Here is a 17,797-nt window from a genome sequence, read left to right on the forward strand (position 1 = left end):
TCAGGCGGGACGGAAGATAAGCGGTTGGTGCGATCTCTTCCGAGAGAAGAATGAACTCGCGTTCGGCAGTGTCACACTCCAATTGGGCACCCCACCGTTTTCGCTAGTCGCTTCGGTGGATCACCGGTTTGCCCGTTGATGCCAACGTTCAAAGGGAGTGCGGGGTAGCCAAATGCTGGTTTCAGGTCAGGAGGAATTCCACGCCATCGTTTTTTTCAGCCGGGACGATGGGCTTGGTCTCGTTCCAATTTTCGAAGATCTGGTCTCGGGCTTCCAGCAATATTCGTTGGGGCTTGCGATCGAGTGAATCTGCGAAATCGATTTGTGGGATTTTTGTTTTTTCCTGATCGGTGCGTTGGAGCAGCTGGCTGCCGATTGGCAAGTCGTTTGCCGTGAGTGACACGTTTGCTTTGGCGGCGGCGGAGTAGTGGCCAGCTTGAAAGGCGGTCACGATGTCGCTACTGGTGAAATCATCATCGCCATCCCAGTCGCCCTCATCCCAGGTTGAGTTGTTGGGGGTATCGTCCTCGAATTCACCTGCGGCGAAAACTTGGACCAGATCGCTCGAGTTGAATTTGCCATCCCGATTCGCGTCGCCAGGTAGATCAACAAAGTCGGTGGGAGCTCCAGGGGAACCACCGATAAGTCGGCTGGGACGCCAGCCTGCCGACGTATTCCAGTGGTCTGGATTCGCTGCTAGGTCGGTAGCGACCAAGGAGCGGCCGTTTCCATCGGTCTCGGGGAACCAGCTGTCCAGATAGGTGAACTGATGAATAGTTTGTTCGCCCACGGTCAGCAGAATTTGCTCCTGGCGATTGCTTAGGCCGCCACTCCAGGATCCTGCGACCCAGGGTTCCGAGCCATAGCGTGTCCGAAACGCGTCCTGGTCTTCTACGACGACCAGACGCTCCCCAGCGGCTAATGAAGGCTGGTCCAATTTAGCAAAGCTGAATTCAACTCCCTGATTGTTGCCTTCGCGTTCAACGCGGCGCAGATGTACGGAGTTTAAGTCGATCGCTTGGTTTCCAATGTTGACCAGTTCAATGAACTCGAATTGATCTGCGTCAGCATAGCCGGCTGCAAGCTCCGCTTCTGAGGGATCGGCTGGATGATAGTGGATTTCGCTGATGCGTAGGTTGTCAGGGCTGGCTGGAACGGTGTCAACGCGGAAGGCGGCTTCGCTTAAGGCGGACCATTGCTCAGCGTCGAGCAGCCGCGTTTTGAGCACTGTGTTGGCAGGGAGCGTCAACGGTTGGTCGGTGAAAACACGGGCTTCAGGATTCAGGGCTCCGCCCGCTAAGCGAGGGTCGGAACCGTCGGTTGTGTAATAAACAATGCCCTCTTCCGCGGTGATGGTGATGCGGTCGTCACTGCCAATGTCACCACCGTGTTGCGATTGTCCATTGACGGAGAATTCAGGTGCATCGATGGAAGGGTAGACACCTGCTTTCCGCAGTTGTGAAATGACCGTTGCCGTGCGGTCCGTTCCCGTTTCGGGCGCGAAGCGATTTAACATCCATTCGATCGAGCTTTCCCAGACGGCTGGCGTGTACGGCCCACTGTGTCCACGACGACCCCAGATTGCCGTTTCGGCGATCACTGGCAGCCGGACTTCATCGGCCAAAGCCTCTATGTCTTCGCGCAATCGATCGCTGGTGAGCATGCCGTTATTGAAAAACAAACGGTGTGCACGATCGGCCATCAACATCAGGAACTCGTCGTGTTGTTTCATTCCGCCCCGAGCGTTCCATAAATTGCCGGGGCCTCCGCGTGTGATCACATTTGCGTTGGCGGTTGTACGGAGCACGAGATCGCTATCCCAGCCGAAAAAGATGAATCCGTCACCGTTCAGACGCGGACGAGCGGCCGCCCAGTTTTGCGAGTGATTCCAATCCCAGTCATTGCCCGCATAGAATTGCAGCAGCATGTAATCCGCGTAATTTTCGACGTCTAAGAATTCTTGGACCCGTTCGTAATCGTCAATCACCTCGGAACTTTGCAACGCCCGCCAAGCAACGTTGTCTCCATCGATCGGCGAACCCGCGTTGAGCGCATCGTAATCTTTTTCCTCGCCCCCCAGATAGGATGCCATGAAGGCGGCGTTCGGTCGTTCCATCAAGTGATGCAGGCCCCAGTATTCGCCGTTGATGTAGACCTGAACGTATCGCCCGTGGGGCGCTAAATGGCCCATTTCTAGCTGGCGATCGAACGTCCAGCGATTGCGGGTATAGTTGCCTTTGCCACCGGCTGGGTGAGTCCAAAACCAATTGTCGTGGGAGCCCGATCGAAGCAGCAATTGGTTGAATTCATTAACGGCATCGTCACCAAACATGTCGTAGTTTAGTTTCGAATCACCGTAGATTGATTTGAAACTCAATCGCATGTTTTTCTTCGGTGAGTTGAGACTGTGTCCACCATATTGTTCGATGCCCGCATCAATTTGAAATCCCTCCGTCCCGTCCGGATAGATCATCTCGACTGATACAGCGGACTCGCGTTGAGTAATACGACCTTCCGAAACTAAAGAAATTGTTGGGATGGAGAGCAGCGAGTCTTTGAGCATTGGCCCCCATTGATCATCATCGGTGATCCTCGACCAGAGGTTCGATTGCGAGAGAATGTTTTCAATGAAGAAGTACGTTTGAGTGTCAATATTGGTCGGGACGTGATTCGTCTTGAAGGCAGCAGCTCGCAACGTGGTCGTTTTATCAATGGACAGCGTGACCGTGGGCGGTGTTTCAGAATCGGTCGATTCGACGCGATTGCCCTCCTCCAAGGTCGGCTCTTTTCCGTCGATCGTATAGACCAAAGTCGCTCCCGGAGTTGTGGTCGAAACAATGACTTCGAAAGATTCATCAAAGTAACCGCGGCCCACACTGAAGCGTGTATCAGCAACGATATCCAGCAAGCCACCCCGATTTGCTTGGCCGGGTGTTGGGTCATCGAAATAACGTTGCTGACCTTTGATGGTCCCGAAAGACACGTCGGTGGCTTGTTGGCCGAAAGTTTCTGTGGTGACCTCGTCGATGATCCCCTTGCTCCCTGTCGTGATCGCTAAGTAATCGCCATCGGAGTCGAGTGAGAAGTTTGCGTGCAACCGTCCCGTTTCATCCAGCCCCGGATCTCGGATATCTCGTGAGGAAGCAAAGATGATCAAGAATCCGTCGCCTGGGATTGTCGTGCCAGCTGGTATCTCCCACTTGGTCAATTGGTCGGGATCATCCGTTAAGAACATGCCGCTAATATCTACCGGCGCGCTGATTTCATTTTTAATCTCGATCCAATCAGGTGATTCTTGATCTCCGAAATAGGTTTCTGCAAGCGTTCGTCGTGTCCGCGTTTGCAGCGTCGAGGCATTCATCGCCATGAACTCGCTGATGACGACAGGACGATCTGAAACGTTAAAGGTTACATCGACAATGTTTGACTCCAAACGGCCATCGGATGCCAGGTACTGAAACGTATCGAGTCCCAGGTATCCCGGGTTGGGCGTATAGCTAAACGAGCCATCATCGTTAAGTTTGAGCTGACCGTTTGCGGGTTCTGTGACCTGTACGACTTTGAGGAATTCGTCATCAATGTCGGAGTCGTTCGCCAATAAACCCTCCGTGGCGGCGACGGTGAGTAAACTGTCTGCCACTGCAAAGTATTGGTCGGCAATCGACACTGGTTGATCGTTGACGGCCTCGATCTTTAATCCGACTTCGGTTGCTTCGGAACTCAAAACGCCATCATTAACGATGTAACTGAATCGATCAGAGCCAAAGAAATTTGACGCCGGTAAGTAATGGAACGAACCATCTGTTTGCAATTCCAGTACGCCGGCAGCGGGACCTTCCGCTAATACTACCGTGAGTTGTTCACCATCCGCATCAAAATCATTCTGGAGGATACCGTTCGCAGCGATGACCACGAGTGGCTGATCTTCCGTGACCGTGAAATGGTCAGCTTGAGTTGTGGGTGGCGTGTTGACCAGGATGTTGACGGATGCCGCATTCGACAAACGGGTCCCGTCGTCGATCTGATATTCAAAGGTCGCGTTTCCTACGAACCCTTGAGCATCATAAATAAATGATCCATCGTCACGGAGGGTCACACTGCCTTGGCTCGCTTCGCGACTGATTCGTGCGGCCAAGGGCGTTTGATCCGGATTGTTGTCATTCGCCAGCACACCTGTAAGTGCGGGTATCACCAACGGTTCATTGGGCAATCCCTGATAGGTATCGTTGATAGCGGTTGCAGGATCGTAGGTCGGACGAACCTCGAACGTGACCGTGACGGGTTCCGATGCTTGTGAGTCTCTAGCGATGTAGATAAAAAAGTCATTGCCAAAGAAATCGTTGTACGGGTTGTAAATCAGTGCTCCGTTGGGGAGCAGACCAATCTCGCCATGCTGGGTTCCTGTGACTAATTCGGCCGTTAATGGGTCGGATTCCGTATCGCTGTCATTCTTCAGCACGCCGTCTGCAGCGGTTACCATGAAGATCGATGCATCTTCGTCGAGCGTATAGTGATCGGCGACGGCGATGGGTGGAGAGTTTTGGTAGAAGCTGAGCATCTCATTGTGGAAATCGACAATTTCAGCGGCAGAAAGATCGTCGCCGTAGAATTGCACTTCCGGAATATCCCCGCTAAACGGATTTTGATTCGTTTGGAGCATGCCGATCGTGAAGGCTAGGTCGGCCAAGGGTTGGCCGTGGACTTCAGCCGTTGATCCAGACGCTTCGCCGTCGATGAATAGCGAAATCGTCGGGCCGGAACGAGTAAGGACGACGGTGTGCAAATCGCCATCGTTCAGGCCCGTCTGTTCTGAGTGAACGGTGGTTGGCGGGTGTCCAAATCCATTTCCCATACCCGCGGAGATGCGACCGTTGCCGCTAATTGCGATCCCCCAGTCGCGACCAAAGCCGAGCGTGTTCGCGTCTACGAGTCCGGTTCCTTGAAACCAGTTACCTGTCCCATCACCGACTAACTGTGTCGAGGAAGTCGCAAAAACAACCGCGATTGAAAAGTCGTTGGCACCGTTTAATTTGTTTTCAAGGTAAGCGACTTCATAGCCGTCGGGGCCATCGCTCGCATCAAATTGCATGCTGGCTCGACCGCCCAAAATTCCATGGGCGAGTCGGGGGGTACCCTCTTGTAGCGCCGGTGTTGTGGCGATCCGATCATTCCATGCCGGTGCCGACATTCCGTCTTCAAGGCTTGCCACCAAATCTTCAGCACGCCAATGTGAAATCAAGTCAGCCGCTAACAAAACTCTTTGTTCGAGTTGCTCAAGACAAAGCTGAGAAAAAGCTTCGGAGAGAGCTCGGAATCGTTTTCCGCCGTTTCGCATGATTTTATTCCGTGTGTCGCCATTCACCACCAATTATCACACAGCGTTAGCTCAGGATGCAGAAGCTGATTGTAGATGGCAGTCCGAAACGAAGCGAGGAGATTTATCGGAATGTACGGAACTGGTGTCAGGCTATCCATGGGAGAGCTGAGGCTGTATCTTCCGTAAGCCAAAAAAAAGGGACCATCTTGCGATGGTCCCCAAGTCTTATCTTCTCGATTAAGAATACAACCCTGTTATCGCTTCATCCGTCGTCGTAACATTGCGATCATGGGAAGGATTGCCAGGCCGATGAGACCGAGCGAGGTCGGTTCGGGAACGGACAAAAAGTTGATCTGATAGTTGCGGCCGCCCGCACCGGAAGCGTGTCCGGACTCGATGACTTCACCAACCGCCGGCGTGTAATCCGTGCCAACTCGGTTAGCCTGGAACATTCCTGAGCCTCCGTCACCACCGAAAGTGACGGTTCCGCCTGCGTCGTCATCGAAACCATCTCGGTACTGCCAGAAACCTGCAAAGTAATCGTTGCCGTCGTCCGGAATCGCGTCACTCCCCCAGGAGACGGAGTTTTCGCCAGCATCGGTTGCATTCGAGACGGGACCAATGCCCCAGATCTCGGCGACGCCATCAACGTTCTTGAGAATCAGAGGTTGGACATGGTGTTCACCGCTAGCGCGGCTCGCTTCTGCATAGTAGGTAACCGTCGAAACACTTTCACCGGCAGGAATGCTGCCAGCGCCGTTTAAAACGGTAACGCCACTCCATCCATCGACCGAACCGTTCGTCAAGGGTAACGGGGCTCCCGTTTCGCCTGCTTGGAGCAAACTCACACCGATCAACAAAATTGGTAAGCAAAGTAATTTTTTCATGACAAATCCTATGTTTTTGTGTCGAAAACGAATGTGTTCGAGCTATCGGTCGCTTTGAAATAGAAAGAAACGCGAGCAGAACGGCTGGCGTTGCGACCGATCAAAGGCGCCTGGGGCAATTGACGTGTCAAGAACGATGAATGCTGGATGGAATCATCCCAGGCGAAAAGCAGATGCTGATGGGTTCAGCAGGTTGCTGAACAAATCACTGGCGGCTCAACATTTCAAATAGGCTCGTGAAGAGCGTGTTAGAGAAATAGGAAGATTTCGCTCCGTGATCCTATTTCTTCTAGTTTGGCAGGTCAAACAAAAACTCGCTTCTTGCTCATTTTTTTTATCCTGCCTGGCAGGCCGACTTTGAAAGGGGTGCTCAAGGACTCGAAATGGAAAGAATTCTTGACAATTGTTGCCAGCGTGGATGAGTCAGAAACATTTTGGGGGTCGCTTCGACGTAGCTGCGGCCTTGCTCAAGATGGCCGTGTTTTGCGAGTTCTTCCACGAATTCAAAGAGATTTCGTCGGCGAGGAGGCATGATCCAATGTCCGGGGAATGGCAGGCTGGCGGCCCGCCAAGCAGCCGTCGTCTTGGCTGCCGACAGCTTGCCCACATCTTGGACGAGTTGCTCGACGGAAACCGGGCCTCGATAAATAGCGATCACTCGTCCCTGTCGATCGAGCAAAAAGCTCGAGGGAACGGGCAGCGGGGCGTGGGATTCAAAAATAGTGTCATTTAGCAGTTGAAGTTTAAAAAGCAGCTCGGCATCGGCTTGGCCGGCTCTGAATGGGAAGTTCATCTTTTTGAGCAATTGTTGACTCTGGTGAGACTGACCATCCTGCTGCGCACCTGAGGAGAGAAGATCGTCGACATTCAACGCGACGATGTCGATCCGTAAGGCGCGTAATGCTTGGCTCTGCTGACTGAATTCCTCGAGTTCTCGAATGCAAGGTTGGCACCAAGCGGCCCAAAGATTCAGCAAAGTTAAGCGGTCTTGCGGTTCCACCAGGTCGGCAAGTTTTCCCGAGGACGATTGGTAATGATTGGCGGGTAAGCGAATCATTGAGAAGCTCATCGCTTCTGAATCACCCTGATTGGCGATTGGCTTCACGGGGTCGGAGTCGAGCAGTTTGCGCGCAGAGGTCGCAATCGGATGGGGGGCAGGGTCTCCTTCGATGAACAGCAGCGTCCGATCCACTTCGGTGACTTGGAACGTTTGCTGTTTTCCTAATGGCCAGGTGACTTCGACTCGATCGATGGATGTTGCGTCACCGAGACCGATGTGCAGCCGTTTGCTTGATTGAGCGAGAAAACCGTCGCCGGCCCGTAGGGTTCGCGAAATGGGAGTGGCCGTTTGATCGGTGAAGACTCGAACACGGGCTCCGATTCCATCTCGATTTGATTGGACCCCTTGCAGGCAGATGGTTAAGAAATGATTCGTGGTCTGCATTTGATTCAGCAAGAATCTTAGTTGCGGACTGTTGCGGTTGGAAATCCAGACATCCAAGTCGCCGTCTGAGTCCCAATCGACTAAAGCGGCGGCGCGACCATCATCTGCCCAATCAAAACCACTGATCGATGAGACGTTGGCAAAGCCTTGGGTTCCCGTGTTTAAGAAGGCACAATGTGGCTCATTCCCACTAAAAGAGCGGCCCTCTCGTACAATCGAGAGAAATTGTGCGGCGGCGGTTCCTTCCGGATTGCTATTGCTAGTGCCCACCGATAAATTGCCGCGCGACCCGACCTGTCGCCAAAAGAAACTTCACAAGTCACCCGGGTCATGAGTCGTGATATAACCATTCGCGACGAGCAGGTCTTCCCAGCCGTCATTGTTAATGTCGCAGAACAATGATGACCAGGCCCATCGTCCCATTTCTACGCCAGCCAATGATCCTGTTTCCTCAAAGGAAGTACCGATATTTTGAAACAGTGAGTTTCCCTTGGCGAACCGTCGATAAAGTTGTTTGCGTTGCGGGCTGGCGTTGGGCAGAAAGCCGCTTTGAGGTGTGATGCGATTGCCCGCCGACGAAAACATGTTGCCGACATAGAGATCCATCTGGCCGTCTCGATTGTAGTCCCCCCAAGAAACGGACATGCCTGAGCCAAAGTCGATTAGATTTTGCTCCGCTGCCACTTCGGCAAATTGTTGACCGTCATTGCGATAGAGACAGTTTGCCCCGTAATCGTTCGCGACGTAAAGATCTTGATCACCGTCGTTGTCGTAATCCTCCCAGGAAGCAGCAAGGCTATGGCGTTGATTGTGGGTGTCGAGGCCTACCTCGGTTGTCACATCTTGGAAGTTCCAGTCGCCATTTGCAGAGATGTTATTTTGTAAGAGGTGGTTTGCGCCGCCGTCATTCGCGTTGTGATATACGAAAGCTGGCAAGCCTTGTTGGGAGCGAGATGCCTGCGATGCATAATCGACCAATTGATAAAGATCCAGATCTCCATCGTTGTCATAGTCGACGGCCGAAATTCCTTGTAAATCGATGTCTGGCAGTTTCACAAGCTGTCGCATGCGGAATTTTAGATCCGCGTTTTCGTAAAGGCAGATGCCCATCATCGTTGCGATGGCAGCGTCTTGGTCACCATCATTGTCAAGATCGACGAATACGGCACTCGAAGTGCGGTCGAGAAGGTTCAAACCGTATTCGGCAGAGCGTTCCCATGCCGTTCCGTCTTGCTGTTGTAAAAACAGCCGGTTCGGCAGACCCCCGGGTTGGCAAACGTACAAGTCATCGAGTCCGTCGTCATTGATGTCGACGATCGAGAGGCCGTGTTTCGAGAAATATTCCATGCCGTGAGCTGTTTCGATCCGTGTTAGCCAATATTGAAGTCCATGAATCAACTGTTGTTGGAAGCTGTCCGTTTCTCCGATTACCGCCAACGTCTGATCCTTAAACCACGCTGGGCCCGATCGCTGAGTTTCTTCCAGGTTGATCAATCTTGCGGAAACTAAGCGGGGCAGGTTTGCATCATTGCTGAGCCATTGATATTCCCAGTGGGTTAATCTTTGCCACGAATGCTGCGGTGTTTGGGTGGATGCTTCCACGACAACTTCCGTTGAAACGGCATGATTGCCGAATTGAACGGTAATGATCTTTGGTTTGATGTGAGTTGCCGGTGCTGGACCATTTGCGAGAAGGTTCAGGAACTTTGTAATCGCATCGCTGCCCTGCAGCTCGGTTGGAGTTTGTAGATCCGCGATTCGCAGTACGCTCGTTTGCGCGTTAGAGAAAATCTTTCGCGGAAGGGTCGAATCGAACGTCAGCGAAAATGTTTCTGCGAAACACTCAGAGGATGGCAGATTGGAAGTCGTATGCTTTAAGGCTTCGCTCACCTTCGTTAGAGTCTGACTTGCGCGGTCGGCAAATTGTTCCGTTGGCCAATTTGTGCTGCTCGCCGCAAGCCGGCTGGAATCGGTTTGAAATCGCGATCCCGATAAGGTCGGCCTCGTGTTCTCATTCGGTGACGTCTTGTCATCAGTTAATGAGGATGGCTGCTCCTGCAATTCGCTCGAGGGCCACCAACGGGCACTGATCCACAAGGAACCACCCAGGCCAAGTACGATCGCGACGACGAAACAAATTCGAACTTTGTGCGTCATACGGAAAACGTTGCGTGAAAAAGGTTCTGTCGAGTTTCATTGATCTGAATGTTGCGAGTGATTCGTCCTTGCCTCGGAACTCATCGCAACTTGACTTTATCTTACCGTCTCTTGTGCGCCTGGGGGCTCTTTAGACGTAATTCGTTGATTCCATGAGTTGCGACTGCTTGACGGTAGGTTAAAGTGAGGTGTCCCGAGGAATTCGATATCAACTTGATGCGTATGAAATTCATGTTCCTTTCTCGTAAACGTGCACGATACACCTTAGCCGTGATGAGCGCGGTCGGACTGGTTGTTTTTATCGGCCTGGCCTGGGGCTATTTTCGAGGGCAAATTAGAAAGGATCACCCGGGCATTCGCTCCGAGGGCATTCGTTCCGAGGGGCACTCACGGTTCTATTTAAAACCTCTCGACGGTCAGCTCACTAACGATCTGCGAATTCAACGAGCGGACGCGAGCGAAGGCGACTGGATCAGCGAGCAAGAAACTGCAGCTCTCATGGAAAAGTTGGATCGATTCAAAGCGTGCGTATTGGATCGTAGCCGCACTGTTGCCGATTCAACGCTGCTTGCGCCCGATTTTCAGGGGCAATTGCTGACTTCTACGAGATTGCATCTCGTCTACCACGACAAAACGATGCGGATCTCTCACCTGAATTCAACGGATAAGGACGCGGATTTTACCAATTCAATTGAGCAACAGTTTGACTCATGGACGGATCCGAATGCGAAGATCAGTCAGTGTTCCTTCAAGGTCATTCGGATTCGAGCGGTCGACGGACAGTTGCGAGCTCGTTTGCTGCTGCAGCTAGTTTCCAAGTCAGCCGGAACCATCCAACAAGATAATTTGATTTGTGATTCTGAGTGGGAGTCGATCGAAGCAGAACGCCGCTTGCGTCGCTTGGCTGTCGTGAAGCTAGAACGCATCGAGTTTGTTGCCAGTGGAAGGGGCCTCCTGGATGACGCAACAGCTGCCGTGTTGCCCCTAGGAAAGGCCGGGCGTGATCACGTCCTGCGAGGTATCGACCATTGGAGCCAGCGTTTAACGGGAATTGACGATATGCATATGTACGGCCACCACGGTTTGGCGGTGGGCGATGTCAATAATGATCTTCTGGATGATGTTTATGTTTGCGATGCAGGTGGGTTGCCGAATCAACTTTATTTGCGCGGGGAAGGGGGTATCGCAAAGGCGGATGCCCAGCGGGCAGGTGTCGATTGGTTGGAGGCGTCGACGTGCGCACTTTTGATTGATCTGGATAATGATGGAGACCAAGATCTTGTTGTAGCAACTGTCGCGGCGCTCATCTTTGCAGCCAATGATGGGCAGGGACGGTTTCAAGTTCGTGCGGCGAAAACAGGTTTTCCCGAAGCGCATTCACTTTGTGCGGCTGATTATGACAACGATGGAGATCTTGATCTCTACGTTTGTAATTATGGAGCGGCAGGCGGAAGAAGCGGTCAGCGAGGTTTTGAGGCGACGATACCCGTTCCCTATCACGATGCACAGAACGGAGGACGCAATATCCTGTGGCAAAACCGTGGGCGTTTTCAGTTTCGCGATGTGACTCGCCAAGTCGGGCTCGAACAGAATAATCGCCGATGGACTTTCGCTGCGGCTTGGCAGGATTATGACGACGACGGTGACATGGACCTGTATGTGGCCAACGACTTTGGACGCAACAGTCTGTACCAGAATCAAATGGGAAAGTTTCGTGACGTGGCGGCTGCGTCGGGTGTTGAGGACATGGCAGCCGGAATGTCGGTTGCTTGGGGAGAATATAACGGAGATGGGCGCAGTGATCTGTATGTTGGAAACATGTTCTCCGCAGCAGGTTCTCGAGTGACCTATCAGCGAAGATTCGTTGATAGTCACTCAACAGCTGACACGGGGGGCGTGCAGCGAATGGCTCGTGGGAATACGCTCTTTGCGGGTGATTCCGAAGGTCGATTTGTTGATGTAAGCCTGGCTGCCGGTGTCAACATGGGCCGTTGGTCGTGGAGCTCAAAATTTGCGGATCTCAATAACGATGGGTGGGAAGACCTGATTGTTGCAAATGGATACTTCACGAATCAACGCACGAACGACTTGTGAAGTTTTTTTTGGCGGCAGGTCGTGTCACCTGCACCTCCATCCATGGAAGATACGCGTCGTCTTCAACGGTATCGGAAATCCTGGCATGAGATCATGGAGATGGTACGTTCTGGAGCGTCCTGGAGTGGTCGGGAAAAAAATTGCGTCTTTCTCAATTGTCAGGCAGGCGCAGGGCAGGATAAGACAGTGCAATTTGCCGATATATCGGCCGTCAGCGGCATGGGGTTTCCTGATGATGCACGCTCGATGGGAGTCTTGGATTGGGATCAGGATGGAGATCTCGATGTGTGGATTCGTAATCGAACGGCGCCACGTCTACGCGTGATGTTGAATCGAACCGATCAGCTTATGCCAAATCGGAAAACGATTGCAGTCAAATTGCGAGGTGTAGCCTGCAATCGAGATGCCATTGGTGCCCGTGTCGAGATGGTTTCACCTCCTGGTCGACGGCAGTTACGTTCGGTAACCGCCGGAGATGGCTTCATTTCGCAATCAAGCAAATGGTTGCATTTTGCTGCGGATCAGGAGGTGTCATCGGTCACGGTCCACTGGCCGGGTGGAAATCGGGAAATAATCCACGGCCTGGATGTGGCGGGTCGTTATCTTGTTCAGCAAGGGGCAGGCGAGGCCCGTCGAGTGGAAGATCTTCCCAAGCTGAAAATCGCTCCGAAGGTTACAGCGGTTCCAGGGGTGACCGACTCGGCACGAATCGTGTTACCTGGGCGAATTCCGTTGCCTGATTTAACGCTGGTGCCAGATTCCACGTCCTTGCCTAGCACGCTGGGAACGCGCCCAACTTTAGTTGTTTTTTGGACTCGATCCTGTGCCAGTTGTCGAAGTGAATTGGCGAACTTAGCCGCGCACCAGCAGGCATTTGATCGTCAAGGTTTGGCCGTTTTGACGATTTGTTTGGATGGACTGGGGACGAGTGACTCGGTTGCTGCACGAGCTGCTGATGATTCAGTCAGTTTGCCATCGATAAGAATTCCCTTTGCAGGCGCGACGACAACAGCTGCGTCGATGCAAAAGCTGCAGCATTTCCAAAATTGTCTTTTCGACAGTTATCCCAAATTGGTTGTGCCGTTTAGCTTGCTGGTGGATAGCGATAAAAAAGTAATTGCCTTGTATCGTGGGGCATTCTCTGCTGAAGTCTTACTTGACGACTTTGAATTATTCTCGATGTCTGATCAACAACTCCGCGATGCGGCCGTGCCGTTCGCGGGGTCTTGGTTTACGAAACCAGCGACCCAGGTGGATTTGGCCGAATATATGGGAAGACGGATGATCTCACGCGATGTTGATGAAGGGCTACGCTATTATCAGATTGCGTTGGAGAGTTCGCAGGACGAGGCCAAACAAAAGCAGTTGAGACAGGTTCTCGTCACCACTCAACTTCGCTTGGCGCGTTCTGCGGGTAGGGCGAACGAAATGGTAAGGTCCGCACGATATTTTCAGGCAGCACTGCAAGTTGCTCCAGATTCAAATGATGTGCATCGTGACTATGCTGTTTTCTTGGCTCGGAGTGGTGAGTTCGAAAAAGCTGAATCCCATCTGAGGGAAGCCTTGAGGATTCGTCCCGAAGATCCCGTGGCAAGGAAAAATTTGCAGCTGTTGCTGAAACGCAAAAAACGGGACTAAGCTGGCTGTTGCCAATCAAGGACTGCGGTGAAAGGGCTTTGACTGTTGGTAAAGTTCCCGACGCGCCTTGATTTTCTTGGCGAGCGAGGATTGACCGCGCTCGAGGCAAATGGCCAAAGCCCGCGTGGAGACCTGCAAGGCTTTATCGAAGTTTCCCTGCTCGGCGTAAGCGGCTGCTAAGGTATCTAAGAAATCCGAGTCATTGCGATCCGTAAGCTCAACGGATTGCTTGGCAAGCTCGACAGCTCGCTGGCCATCACGGTAAGCCGGTGCCGGATGAGTCGCAAGTAGCCAAGCGAGATTGTTGATGGCACGCAAGCTGGTCGGGTTCCGTTTCAACGCTAACTCATAGAGTTTAATTGCCGAGTCAGGTCGTCCTTCCTGTTCACGGATTTGCCCCAAAGCCGTTTCGACTCCGTCAAAATTTGGATCGATTCGGACTGCGACGCGAAAATGCTCTTGGGCTTTTTGATGTCCGCCTCGATGATAAAAAGCAGTTCCCAGACGAACAATCGCTGGTAGTAGTTGCCGCTTGGGGATGTGCTGGAGGCGTCTGACATAGTCATCGGCTTCCAGCAAAAATCCGGCTGAGATTAAGCCGTCAAGGATCGGGATCAGCGGCATTTGAAGCTGGGGTTCGAGCCATTTTCCAGCGAAGAGTGCGTTTTTGGAACGAAGTTGGTCTTGATCCCATTCGAGCGACTGCAGGTCCGTCAGGATGCGGTCGACAGAAACCGGACCTCGGTACCAAGCAAGGAGTCGTCCTTGGCCATCAATCAAGGCACTTGTTGGAATCGGTAATGGCAGGTGCAAGTCAAACATGTGGTTGTTTAGGAGTTGCAGCTTTTCGATCAGGCGAGCATCTGCGGTGCCTGATCGGAATGGAAAGTCAATTGCTGCGAGTAGCTCACCAGGCTCCCGGGAAGCGGTCGCTGGATTAAGGCTGTCGACATTTAAAGCCACAACGTCGAGACCGACGTTGGCGAAAAGTTGCTGATTCCTCGACAGTTCTTCAAGTTCGATCAAGCACGGTTTGCACCAGGATGCCCATAGATTGAGTAACACGGCTTGACCGGAGCCAGGTTGAAATACATCTGCGGCTTCACTGGACGAGGTGCGATACGGAAGTCTTGGCACAGGCAAACGGGAGAGGGTCCGTACGCTTGCCTGGTCGGATGCCTCCGTGGCCTCGCTGAGTGAATCGGGTGAATCCATCCCTTGCGGCAAGGAAATGGGATGGACCGAGACGATGCTTGCCTTGGATTCGCCCTGTCGTAACAGGTAATGACGATTGGGACTCACATCGGAATATTGATCGGTCGTTCCGTCTGGCCAATGCACGAGTACCTGTTTGATTTGTGCATCTTTTCCGAGTCCAAAGTGCAGCCATTTGCTTGATTGAGCCAGATATCCATCGCCGGCACTCAAATTTCGAATCATACTCGGTGCTCTGGCTTCAACGCATTGGATCTCGACTTTCGCTCCAATGCCATCTCGGTTGCACGTCGTGCCTTCCAGTCGGAAGGCGACGAAACGATTGGAAGAATGAAGGCCGTTTTGCAGATAGCGAATTTGGGGGCCGTTGCGGTTGATGACCCATAAATCCAGGTCTCCGTCCTGGTCCCAGTCGACTCGCCCAATTGCACGACCATCATCTTCCCAATTCAGTTGAGCGGCGGCAGATACATCGGCGAACTGTTCGCTACCAGTGTTGAGAAAACAGCAGTTGGCTTCGTGCCCACTGAAAGATCTACCCTGGCGAATGAAACGTAGCAACGTTCCCGAATTTTCCGTGTTGCTGACGCCTTCACCGAGTGACACGGGCGCGCCACCCCCTTCTTGCGACAGGACCTGTCGCCAATAAAAGCTTCACAAGTCACCGGTGTCTTCCGTCGTCATATAACCATTGGCAACCAGTAGGTCCTCCCATCCATCATTATTGAGATCAATAAACAATGAACTCCAAGCCCATCTGCCACGTTCCACACCCGCGACTTTTCCAACTTCTCGAAATGTCTTATTTTGCTGATTTAAGAACAGTGAGTTTCCTTTCGCGAGTCGCTGGTATTCACCGCGGACCCCCTCTCCCTCGTCAGGACGAAAGCTCGGTTGAGTGGTGACTCGCTGCCCGGCAGATGAAAACATGTTGCCGACATACAAGTCAGGCCAACCATCCCGATTGAAATCGCCCCAGCTTACCGACATGCCGGACCCGATGTCGGTCACTCCTGCTTGTTCCGCGATGTCGACAAACAGACCCTTTTGATTCTCGTACAGATAGTTGCGACCAAAGTCGTTGGCGATGTAGAGATCTTGGTCGCCATCCCTATCAAAGTCTTCCCAAGCCGCGGCTAAGCTGAATCGATCTCCGCCGTTCTCCAAGCCAGTAGCCTTCGTAACGTCCTTGAAAGTCCAGTTGCCCGCCGCAATCGTGTTGTGGAATAATCGATTAAGACCACCGCCCCTGCCATCCCGATAGAGGAATTGCTGTTTTGTGTCGGGCATCGACGCGCGGTAGACGCAAGCGAAAATGTCGAGATAGCCGTCATTGTCGTAGTCAACGGTCGATAGGGATTGGACGTCGTAATCAGCAGGCAGTTGTTGTCGTTTTGTAAAATGTCCGCTCGAGTCATTTTCCATTAACACGATTCCAACGGGCATGCCCAGTACAAGGTCTTGGTCCCCGTCGTTGTCCAGATCACAAAACAGTGCCGCGCTTGTTTGGTCAAGCCAGTCGATGCCAGCAGATTCGGATTGGTCCGTGGCTGTGCCATCGGCTTGTCGTATAAAAAGCTTGTTGGGTAGGCCGGGAGGCTGGCATAAAAATAGATCGTCCAGGCCGTCACCATTCGCATCGCCGATGGCAAGGCCATTGCGAACCGAGGTGTCGAAGCGTTGAACTCGCTCCACCCGCTGTAACCAGTGATGATGGCCGTAGGACAATTGGTGACGATAGGAAGGGTTCTTTCCCAAGACAGCGCTCGTTTGGTCCGTAAACCATTTGCCGCCTTCGATTGTGATTTCGGATTCTTCGTATGCCGTAACGCGAATGGACATCAATTTTGGAGAGTCTACCGCGTGGGTCCAGTGGCAAAGCCAGGTCGCATTCATTTGGCGACTGGTGTCGCCTTCCTGGTTGGTGAGTTCGACCAGAACCGTTGTTTCCACTTGTTCCTTCGACAAGCGTATGCCAATGATCTTAAAGTGAGCTTCAACGGCTTGATTTGTCGACTCGGTTGCTGAAGGCGACGTCCCACCTAATTGGCGGATTGCTGATCGTAGACCCTTCACTCCTCGCAGGTCCTCACCACCCTCGGAGATTACACCCCGACGTACCACCAGCATGGCATCCTGATAGACCTCATTCAGCTTCAAGGGACGCAATGGGACTGCTCGAAAGTCGGGGGTGATGAGAGAACTGATTTCGGTCGAAAACTTAGCATCGTTTGACAACAATGATTTGTCCTGCAGTGCACTAGCCAGTTTTTTTAGCTGGCTTGCTGCTGATTCTGCGAACGCTTCCGATTCCCAGCCAGCCTCTTGCGCCGACAGAGTGGCTTGGTCCTTCGCGAGACGCTGAGCGGTCAGAGAAGTTCTAATAGATGATGGCTCAGTTGCTTCGCTGCTACCATTGGAACTGCCATCATTTGAAAGGATGGGCAGTTCGGTGAAAAGCTCGGTTTCCGATAGATTTGGTTCCGGTGAAGTTGCTTCTTCCGGCTGCTGCTCAGCCAGTTCACTGGCACGAATCCGTGGGGGCGGAACCGGAAGCACGGTTGGCTCCGGCGAGACAGATGCAGACGGACCACAAGCGGTTGACAACGCTAAAACAGAAGCCAGCAACAAACTGCCAATCTTACGCTGGACGGGTTGGAGCGGAATTGTGTGCATAGCTGGCTTTCACCTTCAGGAGGACCCGCCTCATTCTAATACACACGCTTAGTGAAGTCAGTTTTTCAAATGAGGTTGTAGGCTGTTTGATCGACTATGGTCTGCGGGCGATCCTCTGTCTGACATGAAGGATGCCATTAAAACGAAACGGATCGTGGGCAAGCGAGCCGGAATTGTGCCGGAAAACATAGGATTCTCGGTGTCGCTGATGGATTCTTCGGAACTTTTGATGTGACGGGCATGTTTGCCATCTGAAACGAATTTGCCATGCTGTGAGGCTTGAGCGAACCAAAATGTTTTCTTTTCAAAATGGCTCTCGTCCGCTCAATCACCAGAAAATCAGCGATGGGTTGCTGATTCTCGAACAAC

General features: G+C 52.5%; 8 protein-coding genes. 2 read left to right on the forward strand and 6 right to left on the reverse strand.

What is annotated here, in order from left to right:
* Positions 1 to 181: 181 nt before the first annotated feature.
* From P8N76_24655 to P8N76_24670, 4 genes are all read right to left on the reverse strand, one after another.
* Positions 182 to 5,335: an Ig-like domain-containing protein gene (locus P8N76_24655; protein ID MDG2384884.1), complete on the reverse strand. Its 5,154-nt coding sequence runs from the start codon at positions 5,333 to 5,335 to the stop codon at positions 182 to 184.
* Between the two features lie 236 nt (positions 5,336 to 5,571).
* Complete coding sequence (locus P8N76_24660) at positions 5,572 to 6,204, reverse strand: PEP-CTERM sorting domain-containing protein (protein MDG2384885.1); 633 nt, start codon at positions 6,202 to 6,204, stop codon at positions 5,572 to 5,574.
* Positions 6,205 to 6,574: 370 nt separating this feature from the next.
* The gene (locus P8N76_24665; GenBank protein MDG2384886.1) at positions 6,575 to 7,918 is read right to left on the reverse strand and encodes an ASPIC/UnbV domain-containing protein; all 1,344 of its coding nucleotides are present in this window, start codon (positions 7,916 to 7,918) and stop codon (positions 6,575 to 6,577) included.
* A gap of 42 nt (positions 7,919 to 7,960) precedes the next feature.
* Complete coding sequence (locus P8N76_24670; protein MDG2384887.1) at positions 7,961 to 9,805, reverse strand: VCBS repeat-containing protein; 1,845 nt, start codon at positions 9,803 to 9,805, stop codon at positions 7,961 to 7,963.
* 216 nt (positions 9,806 to 10,021) lie between these two features.
* Here P8N76_24670 and P8N76_24675 point away from each other — a divergent pair, with 216 nt between their 5' ends.
* Positions 10,022 to 11,899, forward strand: a complete 1,878-nt coding sequence (locus P8N76_24675; protein MDG2384888.1) for a VCBS repeat-containing protein — start codon at positions 10,022 to 10,024, stop codon at positions 11,897 to 11,899.
* Positions 11,900 to 11,920: 21 nt separating this feature from the next.
* A complete protein-coding gene (locus tag P8N76_24680) occupies positions 11,921 to 13,537 on the forward strand; it encodes an ASPIC/UnbV domain-containing protein (GenBank protein ID MDG2384889.1) in 1,617 nt (538 codons plus the stop codon).
* Positions 13,538 to 13,552: 15 nt separating this feature from the next.
* Here the strand turns inward: P8N76_24680 and P8N76_24685 are convergent, their stop codons facing one another.
* Positions 13,553 to 15,358 carry an ASPIC/UnbV domain-containing protein gene (locus tag P8N76_24685; protein ID MDG2384890.1) on the reverse strand — a complete coding sequence of 602 codons (1,806 nt, stop codon included), beginning with the start codon at positions 15,356 to 15,358 and terminating at the stop codon, positions 13,553 to 13,555.
* 48 nt (positions 15,359 to 15,406) lie between these two features.
* Positions 15,407 to 17,428: a VCBS repeat-containing protein gene (locus P8N76_24690; GenBank protein MDG2384891.1), complete on the reverse strand. Its 2,022-nt coding sequence runs from the start codon at positions 17,426 to 17,428 to the stop codon at positions 15,407 to 15,409.
* Positions 17,429 to 17,797: the final 369 nt, after the last annotated feature.

It is taken from the genome of Pirellulaceae bacterium (assembly GCA_029243025.1).
Taxonomy (GTDB): domain Bacteria; phylum Planctomycetota; class Planctomycetia; order Pirellulales; family Pirellulaceae.